The organism is Verrucomicrobiota bacterium, assembly GCA_021413925.1.
GTDB lineage: Bacteria > Verrucomicrobiota > Verrucomicrobiia > Chthoniobacterales > UBA6821 > UBA6821.
Genome location: JAIOPL010000010.1, coordinates 21,708 through 40,587, shown reverse-complemented (window position 1 = coordinate 40,587; position 18,880 = coordinate 21,708). Strand labels below are relative to the sequence as shown.

20 protein-coding genes and 1 tRNA gene are annotated in these 18,880 nt (G+C 56.9%); 8 read left to right on the top strand and 13 right to left on the bottom strand.

Annotated elements, in window-relative coordinates; all coding sequences use genetic code 11:
- The first annotated feature begins 174 nt into the window (after nucleotides 1–174).
- Together pdxH and K8R57_05295 are read left to right on the top strand one after the other, a co-directional pair.
- Entirely contained in the window at nucleotides 175–861 is a 687-nt protein-coding gene (pdxH, locus tag K8R57_05300) for a pyridoxamine 5'-phosphate oxidase (protein MCE9587712.1), read from the top strand.
- Nucleotides 862–887: 26 nt separating this feature from the next.
- Nucleotides 888–1,847 (top strand): YihY/virulence factor BrkB family protein, encoded by a 960-nt coding sequence (locus K8R57_05295; protein MCE9587711.1) that lies wholly within the window; start codon nucleotides 888–890, stop codon nucleotides 1,845–1,847.
- A 116-nt stretch (nucleotides 1,848–1,963) separates the two neighbouring features.
- Here K8R57_05295 and K8R57_05290 read toward each other — a convergent pair whose 3' ends face one another.
- The 3 genes from K8R57_05290 to K8R57_05280 form a co-directional block, all read right to left on the bottom strand.
- Nucleotides 1,964–2,143 carry a hypothetical protein gene (locus K8R57_05290; protein ID MCE9587710.1) on the bottom strand — a complete coding sequence of 60 codons (180 nt, stop codon included), beginning with the start codon at nucleotides 2,141–2,143 and terminating at the stop codon, nucleotides 1,964–1,966.
- Nucleotides 2,144–2,392: 249 nt separating this feature from the next.
- A complete protein-coding gene (der, locus tag K8R57_05285) occupies nucleotides 2,393–4,015 on the bottom strand; it encodes a ribosome biogenesis GTPase Der (GenBank protein MCE9587709.1) in 1,623 nt (540 codons plus the stop codon).
- A gap of 24 nt (nucleotides 4,016–4,039) precedes the next feature.
- Complete coding sequence (locus tag K8R57_05280; protein ID MCE9587708.1) at nucleotides 4,040–4,639, bottom strand: CDP-alcohol phosphatidyltransferase family protein; 600 nt, start codon at nucleotides 4,637–4,639, stop codon at nucleotides 4,040–4,042.
- Between the two features lie 82 nt (nucleotides 4,640–4,721).
- Between K8R57_05280 and K8R57_05275 the strand changes: the two genes are divergently transcribed.
- The gene (locus tag K8R57_05275; protein MCE9587707.1) at nucleotides 4,722–5,594 is read left to right on the top strand and encodes a squalene/phytoene synthase family protein; all 873 of its coding nucleotides are present in this window, start codon (nucleotides 4,722–4,724) and stop codon (nucleotides 5,592–5,594) included.
- Between the two features lie 212 nt (nucleotides 5,595–5,806).
- Here K8R57_05275 and K8R57_05270 read toward each other — a convergent pair whose 3' ends face one another.
- From K8R57_05270 to K8R57_05260, 3 genes are all read right to left on the bottom strand, one after another.
- Complete coding sequence (locus K8R57_05270) at nucleotides 5,807–6,769, bottom strand: SUMF1/EgtB/PvdO family nonheme iron enzyme (protein MCE9587706.1); 963 nt, start codon at nucleotides 6,767–6,769, stop codon at nucleotides 5,807–5,809.
- Between the two features lie 303 nt (nucleotides 6,770–7,072).
- Entirely contained in the window at nucleotides 7,073–7,258 is a 186-nt protein-coding gene (locus K8R57_05265) for a hypothetical protein (protein MCE9587705.1), read from the bottom strand.
- A 90-nt stretch (nucleotides 7,259–7,348) separates the two neighbouring features.
- A complete protein-coding gene (locus tag K8R57_05260) occupies nucleotides 7,349–8,818 on the bottom strand; it encodes a menaquinone biosynthesis decarboxylase (GenBank protein ID MCE9587704.1) in 1,470 nt (489 codons plus the stop codon).
- A gap of 113 nt (nucleotides 8,819–8,931) precedes the next feature.
- Here K8R57_05260 and K8R57_05255 point away from each other — a divergent pair.
- Nucleotides 8,932–9,005 (top strand) — tRNA-Asp (locus K8R57_05255).
- Nucleotides 9,006–9,160: 155 nt separating this feature from the next.
- The gene (locus K8R57_05250) at nucleotides 9,161–9,754 is read left to right on the top strand and encodes a hypothetical protein (protein MCE9587703.1); all 594 of its coding nucleotides are present in this window, start codon (nucleotides 9,161–9,163) and stop codon (nucleotides 9,752–9,754) included.
- A 42-nt stretch (nucleotides 9,755–9,796) separates the two neighbouring features.
- Here the strand turns inward: K8R57_05250 and K8R57_05245 are convergent, their stop codons facing one another.
- The 4 genes from K8R57_05245 to K8R57_05230 form a co-directional block, all read right to left on the bottom strand.
- Nucleotides 9,797–10,819 (bottom strand): hypothetical protein, encoded by a 1,023-nt coding sequence (locus K8R57_05245; GenBank protein MCE9587702.1) that lies wholly within the window; start codon nucleotides 10,817–10,819, stop codon nucleotides 9,797–9,799.
- Nucleotides 10,820–10,895: 76 nt separating this feature from the next.
- A complete protein-coding gene (locus K8R57_05240) occupies nucleotides 10,896–11,627 on the bottom strand; it encodes a class I SAM-dependent methyltransferase (protein MCE9587701.1) in 732 nt (243 codons plus the stop codon).
- 24 nt (nucleotides 11,628–11,651) lie between these two features.
- Complete coding sequence (locus K8R57_05235; protein MCE9587700.1) at nucleotides 11,652–13,040, bottom strand: carbohydrate porin; 1,389 nt, start codon at nucleotides 13,038–13,040, stop codon at nucleotides 11,652–11,654.
- Between the two features lie 128 nt (nucleotides 13,041–13,168).
- A complete protein-coding gene (locus tag K8R57_05230) occupies nucleotides 13,169–14,236 on the bottom strand; it encodes a hypothetical protein (GenBank protein ID MCE9587699.1) in 1,068 nt (355 codons plus the stop codon).
- A gap of 72 nt (nucleotides 14,237–14,308) precedes the next feature.
- On the opposite strand from K8R57_05230, the gene K8R57_05225 reads away from it, so the two are divergent.
- The 3 genes from K8R57_05225 to K8R57_05215 are packed head-to-tail and all read left to right on the top strand — an operon-like array spanning nucleotide 14,309 to nucleotide 16,172.
- A complete protein-coding gene (locus K8R57_05225; protein MCE9587698.1) occupies nucleotides 14,309–15,187 on the top strand; it encodes a metal ABC transporter substrate-binding protein in 879 nt (292 codons plus the stop codon).
- Nucleotides 15,188–15,219: 32 nt separating this feature from the next.
- Complete coding sequence (locus tag K8R57_05220; protein MCE9587697.1) at nucleotides 15,220–15,591, top strand: transcriptional repressor; 372 nt, start codon at nucleotides 15,220–15,222, stop codon at nucleotides 15,589–15,591.
- On the top strand, nucleotides 15,573–16,172 hold the full coding sequence (locus tag K8R57_05215; GenBank protein MCE9587696.1) for a hypothetical protein: 600 nt from the start codon (nucleotides 15,573–15,575) through the stop codon (nucleotides 16,170–16,172). The genes K8R57_05220 and K8R57_05215 overlap by 19 nt, the downstream gene beginning before the upstream one ends.
- On the opposite strand, the gene K8R57_05210 is transcribed toward K8R57_05215, so the two are convergent.
- The 3 genes from K8R57_05210 to K8R57_05200 form a co-directional block, all read right to left on the bottom strand.
- A complete protein-coding gene (locus tag K8R57_05210) occupies nucleotides 16,169–17,530 on the bottom strand; it encodes a DEAD/DEAH box helicase (GenBank protein MCE9587695.1) in 1,362 nt (453 codons plus the stop codon). The two genes, K8R57_05215 and K8R57_05210, sit on opposite strands and share 4 nt — an antisense overlap.
- A 245-nt stretch (nucleotides 17,531–17,775) precedes the next feature.
- On the bottom strand, nucleotides 17,776–18,015 hold the full coding sequence (locus K8R57_05205; GenBank protein ID MCE9587694.1) for a hypothetical protein: 240 nt from the start codon (nucleotides 18,013–18,015) through the stop codon (nucleotides 17,776–17,778).
- A gap of 185 nt (nucleotides 18,016–18,200) precedes the next feature.
- The gene (locus tag K8R57_05200) at nucleotides 18,201–18,755 is read right to left on the bottom strand and encodes an OB-fold putative lipoprotein (protein MCE9587693.1); all 555 of its coding nucleotides are present in this window, start codon (nucleotides 18,753–18,755) and stop codon (nucleotides 18,201–18,203) included.
- Between the last annotated feature and the right edge of the window lie 125 nt (nucleotides 18,756–18,880).

Here is an 18,880-nt window from a genome sequence, read left to right as displayed (position 1 = left end):
TAAAAGCAATGACCGTCACACCAGCCGGTACTAGTTAATAGCGACGACGATGCAACGATGCTTTTCGAGAAAAAGCGGATTAGAAGAATGATTCGCGGACCTTCTTCTGTCAAAAGCAATTTGCGTTCAATTTTAGGGGTGCCTCTGTGGCGGTGCCTGTTGCATGATCACTCAATGGAACAATCCGAGCGCCCAGACCTTCTCGACGTGGCCTCGTTCCGGCGTGACTACCATCATGCCGAACTCAGGAGTGCCGACCTCGCTCCCGATCCGTTCGTCCAGTTCCATGCGTGGCTGGATGAGGCGAAGTCTTCCCCCTCCGTTCTGGAATCGACCGCCATGGTCCTCTCTACGAGTTCCCCGGAGGGGGAAGTCTCCTCCCGTGTCGTGCTGCTGAAGGGATACGATGAGACCGGATTCCGTTTCTTCACCAATACTGGCAGCCGCAAGGCCTTGCAGATTGCGGCCAATAACTTTGTCTCCCTGCTCTTCTACTGGGAGCCCCTCGAGCGTCAGATTCAGATCAACGGTATTGCCTCGCTCCTGCCCCGCTCGGAGACGGAGGCCTACTTCGCGAGCCGTCCGCGGGGTAGTCGCATCGGAGCATGGGCCTCCCGCCAGAGCATGGTGCTCCCCGACCGCGAGACGCTTGATCGACAGGCAACGGAACTGGAAGAGCGCTACTCAGGAGAGGAGATCCCTGTGCCCGATTTCTGGAGCGGCTATCAGGTCTCCCCTCGTACGATCGAGTTTTGGCAGGGTCGACCAAACCGCCTCCACGACCGCTTCCGTTATAGACGCCCCAAGCAGGGGAAGTCAGCCGAAGGCACGGCCTGGATCATCGAACGCCTGAGTCCGTAACCCTCGGTCTCCCAAGTACCTGCTCAATGACAACGCACGATGGTGAGCGAAAAAGATTGATTCCACGGCACGTTGTCACATCCGCACTCTATCTCTGGCGGTTGATCCGCGAGACCGCGACGATCTATGGGCGGATCAGCGGCGGTGAGAACGCAGCAGCCTTCGCCTACTACGCCCTCTTCTCGCTTGTTCCTCTTGTCGCTCTCCTGCTGACCATCGGCTCCTATCTCTTCCCCGGGGACACGGCCCTGACCACCATCCACCGTTTCGTTCCCATTGGGGAGGAACAGCAGGAGCTTCTTTGGAGCATGGTGCGCGGTCTGGAAAAAGCGCGCGGCAGTGTCAGCATCGCCTCCATCCTTATCCTAACCTGGGCCTCCCTGCGGTTCTTCCACTCACTCGTGCTCTCGATCAATCACGCCTGGGGAACACGCCGGCTCCCCTGGTGGCAGATGCCGGTGAAAAATCTCCTCCTGATTCTGGCCATGTCGGGAGCCCTGCTCATCGGCACCATCGTTCCAGCACTACTGCAGGGGGTGGCGCGACTATTGCACTCCCTGGAGAGAGTGATCACCGAATACTTCCCCATGGTCAACGTCGCCCATGCGCTGGCCGTTGTGGACTTCAGCCGTTATGTCGGAGGCACCCTGGTACTCTTCTATTGTTTCACAGTGCTCTTCATGCTGGCGCCGCGTCTTAAGATCCGCTTTGTCCAGATCTGGATCCCGGCCCTGCTCGTCGCCATTCTCCTCCAGGTAGGCCAGGCCTTCTTCGTGAACATTGTCCCGAAGCTCATCAACTACAGCGCCATCTACGGGGCGATGGGTGGCATGATGTTCCTGCTACTCTGGGTCTACATCGCCGGGGTGATCATCATCGGAGGGGGATGTCTCTGCGCCGCGATGGCTCATCTCCAGGGCCATGCCTATGTCAACCACAGCCAGATCGGGACGCGCACAACGGGAGACGACCATCCGGAGCCGTAGCCGTCGCGTAGCGACGGCTGGGGGGTAGGGAATAGGCTATGGGTTATAGGGAGTAAAAAAAACTCCAGCTTTTTATACCCGATCACCCATTCCCGATCACCAATCACCCACGACTGTTACTCCAGCCAGCCGAGGATATTGAAATTGGACGACATGAGCGCCGCAACAATTGCCAAGGCTCCTAAAAGATGCCCGATCAGGACGACTGGTAGTACCACGAGAAGCCAGCGCCCGATGGCGCTCTCGATGATATTCTGCTTCTCGGAAGGCTCAGCGGGAAAAGGAAAACTGTTCATGGGAACTGAAGTATCGGGAGCCGGACCTAGAGTCAATGCCTCAACTTTCAAACGATCACGCTAAAGAAAAAGGCTGAAAGAATATTCTCCCGCAGTGGCGCAGAGACGCAGAGTGGAAAAGAATTTCATGGAAAGCAGCTTTATGGACAGACAGGCGAGGCGCGGTCAGCAAAGGCAGGCCAATGGATTCCTGTTTTTCTTTTCATCTTTCTCCGCGCCTCTGCGCGATAAATATTTGATTGAAGAGATCTACCGACGGGGGGCCCTTCCCTTGCGGGGAGCTGCTGTCTTTTTCCCACCGAGACGCTTCTGTGGCTTGTGCGAGGGGGCGCGACGGGGACGTGGCACTGCCTTGAGGAGTGGGCGACGCGGGGACTTCTCCTGAGTTTCCTTTTTTCCCTTATTCTCCTTAGCACCCCCGTTCTCCTTATGCTCTTTATTCTCCCTGAGTGAGTCTGCATCCTCCGCGGCGATGGCGGCATTAGTGATCGTGCGGCCCTCCTTTTTGCGATCCTGAACCTCACGGCTATCGCGTCCCTTCATGCGGAGGCGGATCGGAACACCGGGAAAGGGCCAGCGTGCCCGGAATTGGTTGAAGAGGTACTCTCGGTAAGCATCCGTGATGAGATCGGGATCGTTAACAAAGAGCAGGAACTCGGGCGGGCTGAACGGCCGTACGATCGCCGGCAACACTTGGGTGGCGTAGAGGAGCTTGAAGCGCTTGCCCGACTTGGAGGGAGGAGGGTGCTGCTCGAAGGTATCTCGAAAGAATCTGTTCAGCTCTCCCGTCGAGATCCGGGTTTCAGTTTCCTGGCGGACGCTCTTGAGCGCGGTGAAAATCCGGCTAAACCCCTGGCCCGTCTTGGCCGAGATGCAGACCACTGGAGCGTAATCGAGGAAGAAGAGGTCCTTCCGGATCACGTCGGACTGTTCGCCTTGGGAGGCGCGCCCTCCGTCCTCCTTGCTGACGAGATCCCATTTGTTGAGAAGGATGATGCAGGCCTTGTACGATTCCTGAAGCATGCCGGCGATGCGTTTGTCCTGGGTGGTGACTCCCTCAGTCGCATCGACCACAAGCAGCCCCGCGTCAGCCCGTCGGATCGCCTCCTCGGAACGCATCGCGCTGAAGATCTCCACCGAGGTGTCGGGCTTGGAACGGTGACGGAGTCCGGCCGTATCCACGAGAATGTAGGGCTCGCCGCCCAGTTCACAGCGCACATCGAGGGCGTCGCGGGTGGTGCCGGAGATATCGCTTACGATGCTGCGTTCTTCGCCGAGCAACCGGTTCAAGAGTGAGGATTTCCCAACATTCGGACGGCCCACAATCGCCAGTCGGGGCGCCGAGAGATCTTCGGGTTCGGTGACGGTGATGGAAGCCATCTCTCCGAGCTTGCCGCAGATCATCTCGAGCAGATCAATGGTGCCGCGTCCATGGGCGGCGCTGATTGTTAGCACCTCCGGAAAGCCGAGCTGGAAAAAATCCGCGACCAACGACTCATGCATTTCCTGATCGATCTTGTTGATGACTAGGATGAGGGGGCGCCCTCCGGATCGCAGCATCCGGGCCAGCTCGCGATCCAGGGGTGTGAGTCCAGCCCTCCCATCCACGACAAAGAGAAGCAGATCGGCACTTGCGATCGCGACCTGAGCGGCCACATGGGTCGCCTCCGCGAAGTCGGGATCGGGTGCATCGCCGATGCCACCGGTGTCAATGATTTCGAAGGGCACCGAACCTGTCTTGCAGATCCCGGCCAGACGGTCGCGAGTCACGCCCGGTTGGTCATGGACGATAGCGACCCTCCGTCCCATGAGACGGTTGAAGAGGGAGGATTTACCCACATTGGGGCGACCGACAATAGCGACTCGTCTCATGAAAAAATAAAGTGTTGGCCCTGCTTAGGAAGCGGGTTTATCCGAGGGTGTCACGGGAACCGTGTGTCCGCCATCCTGGAGTTGCTTGATGCCGGAGGCGACATAGCCGATACCACTCAGAAGAGTCACCGCTCCGGAGACCCAGACCACCGGATCACAGTGGCTCCACTGCAACATGACGACGGCAACCGTCAGCATCTGAAGGAAGGTGGAGGCCTTGCCCAAATGCGAGGGCCTCACTTCCAGATGATCGTTGAGCAGACGCAGGATGGCGCACCCGACCACAATAATGATGTCACGGGCGATCACGAGCACCGGGTACCACACAGGGAGTTCGTAGGGCCACTTCGTGACACTTAGAGTGATGATCGCCGTCAGCATCAGCCCCTTGTCGGCGATCGGATCCAGGATGGCGCCTAGGCGTGACTTGAGGTGAAAGCGGCGGGCGAGCCACCCGTCGATCCCGTCACTCAGGGCGGCCGCAAGAAAAACGGCAATGGTTGCCAAGCGAAGATTCTCGTCGGGGTGACCGGAAGCGGCTGTCTTCCCGTAATAGATCGCAAGCACGACAAATACCGGGATCAGTAGGATCCGGGCGATGGTGATCTGGTTGGGGAGAGTCATCCTTCCCTCACACTCCGCTTCAGAGGAAAAAGTTAAAAGCTGAAAGATTCAGTAATGATGGATAGTGGTACTCATCAGCCCCATGGAATCATCAACCCCCGCACTCAGCATCCCGCGCAGGATTCGGGGCTCGCGGCCTCGGCGTTCTTCCAACCTGATCCCGGCACTTCTTCTGCTACCCGGGGGTCGGCGTTCCGATGCACTCCTATTCGCGGAGTGGTGCCGCCTTGTGGATGATATCGCCGACAGCCGTTCCCTTGAGGTTACTCAGAAGCAGAAGGCACTGGAGTCTTGGCTGAGTGCGATTGAGTTTAGAAATAAGACTTCTATAAGACTCCCGGAAGATTTTGAGGCCATAATCCAGAGGCGGCATCTCGACCGCCACCTGCTCTCGGAGATCGTACGTGGCATGCTCATGGACGCGGGAGATCGTGAGCAGAACCGCTACGCGACCTTCAAGGATTTGGAAATCTACTGCCGCCGCGTCGCCTCGGCTGTGGGACTGACCAGCGCTCAGATCTTTGGAGCTCAGGGAGAAGCCGTGGAGAGCTATGCGGAGCAGTTGGGGATAGCCCTGCAACTCACCAACATCCTGAGGGATGTCGCCGAGGATGCATCGATGGGCCGGATCTACATCCCCCGTGAGGATCTCAAGCGCTTCGGAGTCAGTAAGAAGGACATTCTCCAGTCACGTCTCTCTCCGGAAATGACTCACCTTCTGAATTATCAGGCAGAGCGGGCCGACTCGTGGTTCGCCAAGGCTGAGATCGCCTGGTCGGAAATGACCATCAATCAACGGCGCCTCATGCGCCCAGCCCGACTCATGAGCGCCCTCTACCGCGATCTCCTGCTCCAGATGCACCGAGACCGCTACGATGTCTTTGCGAAGCGATACCGGGTTCCCACATTCAGAAAGCTTCTGACCCTACTCCGGGTGATGACGGCGAGGAACTGAGAGGGCATTGGGGAGGCAGAAGATAGGAGATGGGAGATAGCGGCAGGGGAGAAGCCGACTCAGCCTGCAGATTTCTCCCGCAGCCGTAACGGATGCGAAGCAACGGCCGGGCCAGCAATCGCGGAGGCGCAGAGGATTCAGAAGACAAAAAAGCCCGTCACCCTTTTTCGGGAGACGGGCCTTTCAGATTGTTTGCTGCTTAGCTAATTAGTTCAGGCCATTTTCCGGCGGTAGGCGATCACCAACGCGAGCGCACCGAGGCCGAATAGCGCGTAGGTGGAGGGTTCGGGAATAGCAGGGCTTTCTGGAACAATTCCACTCACGCTGGCAACTCGGAACCCAAGATTTACGATATCAGTGCTCGGACCGAAGCTGGAGCGGGTCGAGGAATCTAGAGCATCACTGGAGGAACCATACCAGTAACCTCCTCGAACCATGCGTTGATCACCCACATTGTTATTCGTGCCATCCGAGGAGCTTTCCTGCCATTCCTGCATATTCCCTCCCTGACCCATCGTCCCGTAGGAGCTGCGTCCTCCAGCTTGATAGATAGAAGCGGGTCCTGGTGGTATCCAACCTTGGTTATAGACAGCTGTTCCTGAGGTGGTTCCGCTTGTAACAGCCGTGGGGGCAGAATTGCTGGCCGTCGGATACAGGTAGTAGCCAGTCCCGTCACTCTTGCCGAAAGCCGCCTTGTAGAACTCGTTCTCGCTTGGGAGGAAATACTTCGCCTGTGAGTTGCGGTAGAGGTTATTGGCATCATACCCGTTGTCTGTGGCTGTCCAGAGAGCCATGCTCCAGGTGCTGCCACTCCATGACAGATTATAAGCGGGGGCAAATCCTTTGCTCGTATTGAGCCAGTTCACAAAGGCCGCCGACTCATACCAAGTCATGCGGCCCGCAGGCCTGTCACCGGTCCATTCTCCCGCCGTGACATTCTGGAGTCCGGAGGCTGTGGCCTTATCGATCTGGTTCTGGGAGATCTCGTAGGTTCCGATCCGGTAGGCGTAACCGACCGAGCCGTAGCCGGTGGTGTCGGCGCTGTTATTGGTATTACCGATCGTGGTGAAATCGAGGGTGAACTGATTGGCCCCCGTTCCGAAGGTATCGGCATGGGCGCTGGTGGTAAGGCTTGCGCCAGCAAGGATCGCTGTGGCGAGTAGGATCTTCTTCATGAGGTTTTAAAATGGTCTGTGGGGGGTAGTAGGGGGAGTGGAATTTCAAAGATTGAACGATAGCCCAACACACCCGTCAACCCGTTTTGAAAGGTATCTGCGATGGGCCCGTCATGGAATCTCGGAACCATCGAATGATGGACGAGGAATGAAAGGTCGCTCGCATCACGAGTAGTTCCTCCCCTATCCCCCATTCCCTATTCCCTATCCCCTGAATCCATCCGCCCATGCCTTCGTCGCCTCGTCCATTTTCACTAGGTCAGGCCTGCCACTTGGTGCAGCCCGTGGAATTTTGGCTTTTCCTTACCTTCTTTTCTCTGAAAGAGCCAATGCCGTTAGCTTCACAAGAGTTAGCTTGCCATTCACGCCCTGGATGAGAGGGAGTCCCAAACGGGCGTTCTCGGCACGTAGTGAGCGATTGACACGGCCGAAGGCCCTCTTTGCAGAGAGAATGAAATCGCTCTCGGATTTTTTAACTGAGGACTTCATCTGGATTTAATCATAGTTTTCAGCTCCTCAAGAGAGCAATTCTCGGATTCCGCCATGAGTGTCGGCGGCATGGTGAGTTGCTCCCTGAGCCTATCCCCGAAACCCATCCGCCCATGCCTTCGTCGCCTCATCCATTTTCACCAAGTCGGGCCAGCCGCGCATGTACCCTTCGCCGGGGATCTTCTTCGTGGCGTCGAAGCCCATGTGTCCGCCCATGTTGGGAACGGTCGGGGCATGGTCGAGGCTGTCCAGTGGGTTCTTGGTCAGGATGCTGTCGCGCTGGGGATCGGTGTTGGCCATCCAGCGGAAAAGAACTTCCGAAGTGTTTTGCACATCGCAGTCCTGATCCACGACGACGATATACTTGGCAAACATCATCTGGCCCATGCCCCAGAGTCCATGCATCACCTTGAAGGCCTGCCACGGGTACTGCTTCTTGATCGAGACGAAGACGAGGTTGTGGAATGTCCCCTCGGCTGGAAGTGCCATGTCGACGATCTCGGGGAAGTTCATTTTGAAAATCGGTAGGAAGATCCGGACGCTCGCCTCTCCCATGTAGAAGTCCTCCATCGGCGGAATCCCGACGATCGTGCAGGGGTAGACAGCCTCCTTCCTGTGGGTGATGGCCGTGACATGGAAGACGGGATAGTCGTCCACGGGTGTGTAGAATCCGGTGTGATCGCCGAACGGTCCCTCGGGCCGCATCTCGCCGGGCTGCACATATCCCTCGATCACGAAGTCGCTTTCCGCGGGGACCTCGAGCGGCTGGGTCACGCATTTCACAAGGTCGACAGATTTTTTGCGGGCGAATCCGGCGAAGAGGATCTCATCAATGCCATCTGGGAGAGGCGCTGTGGCGGCCAGCGTGAAGGCGGGGTCGCCGCCGAGGCAGATGGCGACGGGCATCTTCTCGCCGCGCTCGTAGTAGCGCTTCCCGTGGCGGGCTCCGACCTTATGAACCTGCCAGTGCATCCCTGTAGTCTTGCCGTCGTAGATCTGGATCCGGTACATGCCGACATTCCGCTCACCCGTGTCGGGGTCCTTGGTGTAGACGGTTGGCAGTGTGATGAACCGTCCGCCATCCTGTGGCCAGCACTTCAGGATCGGCAGTTGATCCAAGGAAAAAGGCTCTCCATTATTCCCCTCCCCCATCCGATTCACGATTTCCTGACAGGGAGCGCTCTTTACGGAGCGAGGGCGGGCATGAATGAGATCGATGCCGTTGCGCAGGAGCTTGAGGGCGTCCTTGAAGCTCTTCGGCGGCTTCGCCTTCATCAGGAACTCAAGTTGTCCGGCAAGCTCATCGACGGAGTCGAGTCCGAGAGCCATCGCCATGCGGCGCTTGGAGCCCAAGGCATTGATCGCTACAGGGAAGGCGGAGACCTTGCCGTTGATCGTCGGTCTCTCGAAGAGCAGCGCTTTCCCTCCTCCCGGCGACTTCATCTCACGGTCGGCGATCTCCGTGATCTGGAGTTCGGTGGCCACGGGCTCAGAGATGCGCCGGAGCTCACCGGCTTCTTCGAGAGCCTTCAGGAAGGCAGCATAGGATGTATAAGCCATAGTCTTGTGCTAGCAAGAATGACCGGCAACTGCAGGAAAGTCACAAAAAAGATTGCCGGGAACGCGATTGCATGGATGATTACCAGCCCTCGGTAATTTGCCGAGAGATCCCTGGAGTTGTAGCTCAATTGGTCAGAGCACCGCCCTGTCACGGCGGGGGTTGCGGGTTCGAGCCCCGTCAACTCCGGTGGGATTCTATTTCAGGGATTGCAAACTGACTTGCAAAAATGCATTTGCCATCTCTTGTTCCAAGTGGGGTTCAGCAGGGAACACGATAGCTCTTCCTTAGTTCCGCATCCCCTGCCATCAATCAGTTGGCCGCGTCCTCTGGTCACGACCCCCATGAACACTTCACTCGATGCCTTGCTGGAACGGATGAATGTTCTGGAGAAGGAAATTCTCCATGAATTGCAGAGAAAGGAAGCCGAGTTTTTCTATGAAGTGCGTCAGGGCAAGGTACGCTTCACGGAGGAAGCCCGCGCCAAGCACCGCAAGCTGGTCACCCGGTTCACCTCTTTCATCCGGAGTTCCCGCCTTGTCAGTGTTCTGACTGCACCGGTGATCTGGTCATGCCTGATCCCGATAGCCCTGCTGGACCTTATGCTGTCTGTGTACCAGTTTGTTTGCTTTCCGATCTATGGCATTCCCAAGGTCCGGCGCCACGAATTCATCCGACTCGACAGACGCCACCTTGCCTATCTCAACTGGATCGAGAAACTGAACTGCGAATACTGCGGGTATGCCAATGGGGTACTGGCGATGACCGGGGAGATCGCGGCACGAACCGAGCAATACTGGTGCCCCATCAAACATGCGATCCGCATGAAGTCCGCGCACAGTCGCTACCGGTATTTTTTCGATTACGGAGACGCCGAGCACTACAGGAAACAGGTCGAGCAACTCAGGCACTCATTTGAAGATCTCAAGGGATCTTGAGAGCGTAGATATTCCCACCCCAGCTCCATTCGCTATTGCTGATCAACGCGTCGTGGCGTTGATAAAGATGAGAGCCAGAATGAAGGCTGCTGCCTGAAGAACCACGCTGATTTTATCTACCCACTGAGCCTTCTTGAATTCATTGAGCAGGTGCCTCTTTTCAAGCGCCCCTTGAATCACGACCTGAACCAGTGAGGCAATAATGAGCAGATAGACAACGACGTATATTTTATCCATCAGGACCAGATAGTTCACCTCAGGCAGATTCGAGGAGTATCCCTGCTCCAGAAAGACCGTTGTCAGTAGGGCCGTTCCCGTCATGGCGACACGTGAGGCCAGCTGAGTCGGATGCAGCAGGAGTGCCGTCCAGTTGGCTATCAGGACAATCAAGACCGGGAGCATCATCTTCCAGAGGAAGAAGTTCACGGGACGCGTGACCTCGACCTTGAAGGTTATCGATCCATAGTCCACCCCCTCGGTTCCGACCGTCTGGTCTCCGAGATTGGTCGGGAAGTGGTGGATACCGGCGAGGCCCGACCATGATTTCACGCTCCAACCGGGGATATTGATACCCGGATCGATGCCTGAGTTTTTTTGATCCAATCGGTAAATAATCTTATCGACCGTGTAGGTGTTATCCTCCAGCGAGAGACTAAGGGTGTGGTGCTCCAGAGGGAATCGCTTCAAGCTGAAGGGCTGGAAAAATCGTCCCTCAATCCTGAGGCACTGGTACTTGCGGCCATCGGGGAAGGTGATCGGCTTGGGGTAGGTTCTCACCTTTGTCAGTCCCCAGCTCTCCACATTGTTGACTAACTCGGCGGTCTCGCTCGGATCGATGTTACCCTTCCAGATGAACCAGACGTAGGCGGTCATGTAGAAGGTATTAGAATGGACATCCAGGTTGTAGATGACCGTGGGCCAGACACCGACATCGACGATCTCTGGCCCCGCTGGCGGAACGACTGCCGGCGTTTCTGGTTTCTTACCCGGATCAGCGCTAATGGATGCAGGAAGAACCAGCGCAAGAAAACCGGCTAGAAGCAAAAACCGCATGTGATTCATCATCTGCATGGCAGATGCCTAGCCCCATCAGCAATGGGAAGGCAAGCCCTGGCTTGGAGAGAACAAACGGGGGATAGCCTCATGCGGCCTGAAACGCCATCAAGGCGTAGAAATCAGTTCGGTCCATGAAGAGGACTTCGGCAGAGTGAAATCCGGCAGCCACAGCCATCCTGTTCAGCGTGGAGAGCTCCTCGGGGAAATCGGAAGTTGTGACATGCTGCACGGCTCCCGCGACCTCCTCCACGGTCAATGCCTTCCACGACCACTGGGCGTGATCGGACCAGCGGCCCAGATAGGAAGCACGCGCCTCACCGGGAGTCAGCACGGGATCGAAGATCAGCAATGATCCTCCCGGAGAGACTTTGCGACGGAGCTCGCCAAAAAAGAATTCCTTCTCCTGACGGGAAAGATGATGGAGCGAGAGGCCGATGTAGATCAGATCGTATTCTTCAGGTAATGCGCTCAGGCTCAGGAGAAAGTCACCGACAATCAGGTTGCAGGGGACGCCGAGTGAAGCAGTGTTCTGAAGCGCAAGTTCAAGAGCCACTGGGGAGAGGTCGATCCCCGTGTAAGAACGAAGCGGCCTTCCACTCAGGATCCCGGAACTGAACTCCGCATCGCCACATCCCAGATCAAGAAAACTGAAGGTGCCGTCCATACGGTCAAGCCACCTTGAGAAAACCTCTCCCACGGAACGGTGATAGAGATAATCGTTATCGACGATCCTGCGGTAGAGCGTCCAGCCATTGAAGAAATCGCGGACGGCCACGGCATCGCGTTTGCTCCCACTGATCACCTCTTGAGTTTCCATCCGTAGAGGCTAACTGGTCCCTTCTTAAAAATCCACCACGGCGCGCATCCCTACCACCAGGGCATTGCCGTTCTGGCGGCTTCCGCCGGGATGCATGACATACTGGATGTCGGGTTGGAGAGCGATTGCTGGGGCCAGGCGGATCGAGTGGGTGAACTCGATCACCGCCTCGAAGGAGGGGGCCGGAATTCCCTGGGCATTTCCCAGATTCATGTAGCCGCTGCTGACCTGTCCGTAGCAGAAGGCAATGCCCGTCTTGTCTTCCTTGCGACCAGGAATCAGCCCGGTATAGACCAGACCTCCATCCGTGTAGATGGAGAGCGGGTTGTAGGACTGGGGGCAGAAACCAACCCTTAACCAGGATTTCAGACCACGCACGGGAGCCTCCCCAGCGGTGCTTTTACCATCGGAGCTTTTGCCGTCGGTGCCCTTGCCATCCACGACCGATTTGCCGGCAACGGGGTTTTTCGACGGAGCTTCATCCTGACCCGGCGCACGGTACAACATCTGGTCGATGATCCCGTAGAATCCGGTGCAGTACTGGAGTGAATCGGGGGGGCCGAAGGACCATTCGTCGGGAACCGCGGGACTCTGTCCCGACTGGATGAAAAAGCCGGCCTTTGCGGAGCCAGGAAGTTTCCTCTCCTTGAGCAGGGATTCCCATCGGGCCTCGGCTTCATTCATACTGAGGAGCCCTCCGGAGGGGCCGAAGTTCCAGTTGAAGTTGTGAAGGTTCTCGCTCTGCGGAAAGGGGTTGGCTTGGGAGAAGGAACTACGCAGGGTGAGCCATGAAACCGGGCGCACAGCAAGCCTGATGCCCGGTGTCGCCATGGGATACTGGGGACCGCTGTTGACGAGATTCTGGGACATGAGTGCCGGCATACCAAAGGTGCCGTTCATGAAGAGGAGTGCCGTCTCAGGATAGCAGAACTCTGCGTCAAGCCCGAGAAGACCTCCGCGCAGGGAGAGGGCATCCTCCAGCACATTCTGCTCATACCAGAGTTCGTAGCAGCGGAAGGAAGGGAGGCCCGAGATGCCACTGACTCCGTTGACATCCCCGACGTAGTTGGAGGGATTGCGGCCGTAGAGCCAGAACCATGAGTTCTTGAAGCGGCCGCCTGGCAGGCCCACAGCCTTGGCGAGATCAATCTCCGCCCCGAACTGAAGTAATCCGTTGCAGGCACTCCCTATGGAATCACCACCGACCGTGTTCCAGAGCATATCGGTGACCGACTGCGCGAAGAGAGAGATCCCATTTTCCTCAACTTTGGGTCTGTAACCGAAGAGATCCCCGGCGATCTTCTCCCTCAGCAGGGGATTGAACGCCGGATCCAGAATCGGCGGCTGTTCCGCTTGAAGGAGCGGGGCAGCCAAACCGATCAGGAGTGTGAAAAAGATCCGAACTATCCTCATGGGAAGCACTTCGTTTAGCGGCTTCCCTGACGGATGACCAGCCTGCGCCCAGATCCGGATTCCGAAGATATCAATCAGGAAAACAGGAAGTTACCGAGGCACGGGCTCTTTTTGCCCAGGGAACCGTTCTAGAACGAATAGCTGGCGATCACGCGCACCTGAGCCGGAGCAATAAGCTGGTTGCCGGAGACGTTGTTCATGACAGGAAGGGCCACATCCGCGTAGACACGGACGGGATGGACTTCGAATTCGATGCCAGGAGCGAGCGAGAGTTGCTGGAAGCCGTTGTTCTGGCCGGAGGCATTGGGGCCGGAATCCGATCCCACCGTGGTGAAAATCGCCTGCCCGATGGGACGGATCTTCAGTTTCCCGAGACTCAGTCCCGAGTAGTAGACGCCCGTCGCGACATCCACGGCGATGCCCGGGGTGTATCCTCCCTGCGAGATCACCGGGGCATCCAACTGGGCCTGGGAATACCAACTCCAAAGCGCATCGCTCGTGATGCGATGCCGATGGTAGAAGCCGAAGAGGATGTCGGTGCTTCCGGTGCCGACCTGCACGGAGCGCTCGACATTGGGTTCGGTCCAGTTTCCGGAAGGAAGCTTCACACCCAGATTGATTCCGGTCGACTGATCCTTGCTGAGCCCGGTGTAGATTGCGTTCAGGCGGATATCTCCCATGGCCCACCACTGCTTGGTGACAACCTTCTCTCCCTGGTGTTCCTCTGCGTGCCCCTCTTCGGCATGAGCTTCCTCTGCATGAGCCTCCGCAGTCTCCCCGGCATGATCGCCGCTGTGCGGAGCATAGCGGTAGAGAGTGTTGGCCGAGGGAACCAGTACCTGGAACCCCCACTTCTCATTCCAGAAATATTGCAAGCCAGCGATCATCGTGGAGGTCTGGACCAGCTTGTCATGGTTGGTGTCGGCGGGGGCCTTGTTGAAGCCGCTGTAGTTCTGGCTCTGCGACTCGAAGTTGTACTGCATCCAGGCCATCCCTCCCACGCCATCGGGGAAGTTGTAGCTCGTTCCAGTGTTGCCGCTGGGGCATGAACTGCACGCATGAACACGCGCCGGAGCGAATGCCATGATCATGGCCATGATGAGTGTGAGTGCCGCAAACCGGATCATCGGGTTCATGTTCCCGGCGGCATGGAGTGGTCTGTCGAGTAATGTATCGAGTGAGGATGGATATTGCATGGGACGGTTGATAGTGATTACCTTTTATCAATAGCATCCCCGCGTTGTCAATAATCTATTCTCATTAGTATCATGAAAATCATCCACCCCCTTCCCCTGCTCCTGACCGCGCTCGTCCTCGGAACCTCCTTGGGCCAGGCCGACATAACCGTGGCCTCGCTCTCCACGATCACGACGGATCTTGCGAAAAACATCGGGGGCAATCACGTGAAGGTGGTGGCTGTCATCAAGTCGGGAATCGATCCCCATGAATTCGAACCGACACCGAGTGATGTGAGAAAAGTAGCCGATGCGAATCTTGTCCTCTTCACTGGGAAGGGAATCGAGGGGTATCTGACAAAACTCGAAGAGGCTGCTGGCGGCGGTTCCTCAAAGTTCCTGAACATCGGCGGAGACATTCCCTCCCTGACCATGAACGAGGATGGAAAGAAAGTGGAGGATCCCCACTGGTGGCACAGTGTTGAAAATATGAAGATAGCCACCAGAGTGATAGCCGCCGCATTTGCTAAGGCTGATCCATCCAATGCAGCCAGTTACCAAAAGAATGCGCAGAGCTATCTTTCCTCCTTAGACGAACTGCAGCGTTGGATCCGGGTGAAACTGGCAGGACTCTCCCACGATCAGCGCAAACTCGTCACCTCGCACGATGCTCTCCAATATTTTGCCCATGACTACGGATTCACCATTTATCCCTTGAAAGGAGTCTCAACGAATGAAGAGCCATCCTCCCGACATGTGAGGGAGATCATCGAAGTGATCAGAGGACAGCGTGTGAAGGCTGTCTTCTTCGAGAGCATCGAGAACCCCCGTGCCGTTCAACAGATCTCCAAGGAAACAGGGGCCAGGACGGGATACACACTCTATTCAGACGGACTGGGTGAGTCGGAGGCAAACACCTATGACTCCATGATGAGGCATAATGTCGCGGCCATCGTCGACGGCTTGAAATAACGATCTCTACCGGGCATAGTAACATCTTGGCCATCGAACGACGCACAACCCGCCAGAAGGAGGCCATCAAGGCCGTCTTGACCGAGCAGGAACATCCACTCCTGCCAGACGAGATCATGACCCTTGCCCTGAAGAGCGCCCCCACTCTCGGGATCGCCACTGTCTACCGCACGCTCAAGACCCTTCAAGAAGAGGGCCAGGTCTGCTGTGTGGAGATCCCTGGACAGGCGCCACGCTATGAACGTGCCGACAAAGGACACCATCATCACTTTCACTGCCGAGAATGCCATGCGGTCTTCGACCTCGAGAAATGCGTGGAAGGTCTTAAAAAACTAGTCCCTGCGGGGTTCCGGGTCACAGATCACGAGATCACTCTCCACGGAGTTTGCAAATCGTGCACCTGAGACCCTCCTTCATTACACTGAGCCTACTGGCTTTTGCCGCGATATCATCATTAGTCCACGCTGATTCCCCTCCCCTGCTGAAACCGAAGGTGGGCGAGCCTTTCCTTCAGGATCTGATGGGGGGATGCTCTCTCCGCTGTGCCTTCTTCTGGGAAACGCTGGCAGGCAGTTCTGTTTCCACGCTTAAGCCCGCATCGGAGCTCTGCGATGATGACGCCATGTCCGCTTGGATCTCACCCACCTCGGGACCGGGAGAGATCATCCAGTTCCGCATTCCGAAAAAACTTCCCAAGGATTGCCGGGACACCCCGTTCTACGGGATCACCATCGCCAACGGTGTGATCAGGACGCTGGAAGAGTTCCGAGGCTTTGCCCGCGTGAAGACGATGACCCTGCTCTTGAATAAAAAGCCGATCGCCCGCCTCTATCTCGCCGATACCTGGCGCCGGCAAGACTTCCACTTCCCCGACATCCTCCTGAATCAGGGAGATCTCATCGAACTGAGTATCAACGAGATCACTCCCGGGAAAACCTCACAGTATCCCGGCATCACCGAGATCATCCTGCAGGGGGCGCACTAGTCCCGGCGTCGGCCAAGGCCAAAGATCCGTCCTATCACGCCTTTCTTCTCACCGGTGGATTTCTGACCGGACTGAGTGCCGCCAGAACCGCCACCTGTATCAGCACGACGCTGGCGTGGCTGGCCTCCGCTGCGATAAGAAGAGGAGGATGAGGAGCGGGGAGCCCTCACTTCGCCCGGCTTGCGCGGCGGACGACGATCGCCGCCAGCACCCCTCTCGCGGGGAGGAGCCGGCGCCTTGTCATCGAATCCCTCGGCTTTCACACGTGGGATCCCACGGCGGGTAAAGCGCTCCAAGGCACGCAGGGCATCATCGTCCTCCTTGGAGACGAAACTGATCGCCTCGCCCACGGCTTTTGCCCGACCTGTGCGGCCGATGCGATGGACATAATCCTCGTGGTGGGGAGGGAAGTCGTAGTTCACCACATGAGTGATCCCATCGACGTCGATACCTCGAGCAGCGATGTCGGTCGCTACGAGAACGCGGATTTTGCCCTCTTTGAATTCATTGAGGGCTCGCAGACGTTGGTTCTGGGAACGGTTGGAATGAATCGTGCCGGTAGTGATACCCGCCTGCTCGAGGCGACGGGCGATACGATCGGCCCCATGCTTGGTCCGCGTGAAGACAAGCACCACGTTGAGCGCCCCATTCTGCAGCAGATGAAGCAGAAGACCCGGCTTGAGATGCTGGGGAATCTCGTAGATCGACTGGGTGACGGTGTCGGCAGGATTGGAACGGCGGCCGATCTCGACTGTCTCAGGCTCCTGAAGAAACTCGCCGGTCAGCTTCTCGATCTCACGAGAGAGCGTAGCGGAGAAGAAGAGCGTCTGACGCTTGCGGGGAAGAAGCCTCACGATCTGGCGGATCGCGGGAACAAAGCCCATGTCGAGCATCCGATCGGCCTCGTCGAGCACCAGGAACTCGATGTGGGCGAAGGCCTTCTCCCTGCCGCGGATCAGGTCAAGCAGACGTCCCGGAGTGGCGACCACGAGGTCGGCCCCCTGCTCGAGTGCCTTGATCTGGGGACGCTCGCTGACTCCTCCGAAGATCGTGGCCACGGTGAGCGGCATGTGCTTGGCGTAGGCCCGGACATTCTCCTCGATCTGGACGACCAGTTCACGGGTAGGGGCGATGATCAGGGCACGGATACCCTTGGATGGCGAGGCGGCCAGCAGCGAGAGGATCGGCAGCGTGAAGGCGGCCGTCTTGCCGGTGCCAGTCTGGGCTATACCGATCAGATCCCTGCGCTGAAGCACGAAGGGAATCGCGGCGGACTGGATCGGGGTCGGTTCCGTGTAGCCGGTCTCTTGGACGGCTTTGAGAATAGCGGCATCAAGGCCGAGCGAGCGAAAAGGCATCTCGGGAGCAAAGGGATAAAACCCTGATCGGGCAACTCCTTTAACCCGAACTCCGAAGATGAAAGAGATGAGTTGGCGTAAGATGCTGGCCGATAGGAGTTGCGGAGATTTCGAGGGCGTATCGATTGATACAGGCGAGAATCGACAAGACTTCTTGGCGGTCAGTAGATTGTGTCAAATCGCTCTCCTCAACTTCGGAGTTCGGGTTTAAAGTCTACTTGGCTACGGGGGAAGTCGGGAGCTGCCTACTTCTGATCAAAAAATCCCATCGCTGATTGCTTGGCTTCATGGGCGCCCAAACGAAGCTGCCTGTATTCCAGTATACCAAAAATCACGATCGCTACTAAGAGAGCAGCCCCCAAGAGCTTAAGATTGCGGCGATCCCGGTAGTCCTGAGGGGTCTTGATCCCGAGAATGCGCGGACGGAGCACGGAGGTCTCCTCAAGCTCTCGAAATCCTGGATCGATCATCCCCACTTTACGCATAAGTGGTTTATTTTCCCCAGAGACATCGGGGGAAGCGCCATTATCTGGAATCGGGTCACGAGAATCAGACATTTATCTTCAAGCTCTTAAGCCTCCCACCCCTGCTTGACTAGCTCTTTTTTGTGACATTCAAGCCACCGGTATGTGCTTGGGAAAGTTTTCAAGAGGGTTTCCACCCTCACCCATCATTGCTTGTACTTCCCTTTGGGTTCCAGCTTGCAGGCCGTCAGGACAATATCACCTACCTTAACTCCCTTGAAATTCCCCTTGATAGCGACGCGCTGATCGACAGAAAGATAGGGGTCCTGCGAGAGAATGATTCCGCTGCGATCGCGATGCAAAATAGTCGCCATCGAACCATCCGACGATATCTGTATCTCAGAGTTTACAGGGATTGATCCGAAAAGGAATTCGGCCTTCACTGCGGGCAAATTCGCAGAGGGATCCTGCATGGTGACAACGAGCACCTTGTTCTCGCTGCTTCCCTGGCTGAGAGCGGAGATCCGGCCGATCACCGTGATGCGCTGACCATTATATTTTCCGATGGCCGCAGACTGATTTTTTGCAAAATCCCCAGCGATGACGTTCAGCGGCACCACATGATTGTCAGGAAGGGGTTGCAGGTAGGAAGCCGCATCCATCTCCGCAATTTTCGTGGTCGGGAAGTCCTGTGCGACTAGAGGGACAACCGCAAAGAGCAAGGAAGTAAGGACAAGGAGGGGTCGTGAAGTGGGGAACATGCCTGGATGAGTATCAGAGGATGACAAAAATCGGAAAGCCGAAATCTCCGCTCTCTGATCAATCAAAGCCGCTCCAAGCCGCTAAAGTTTCCATCTTTTAACCGGTTTCCATTTCCTGTTCAGTG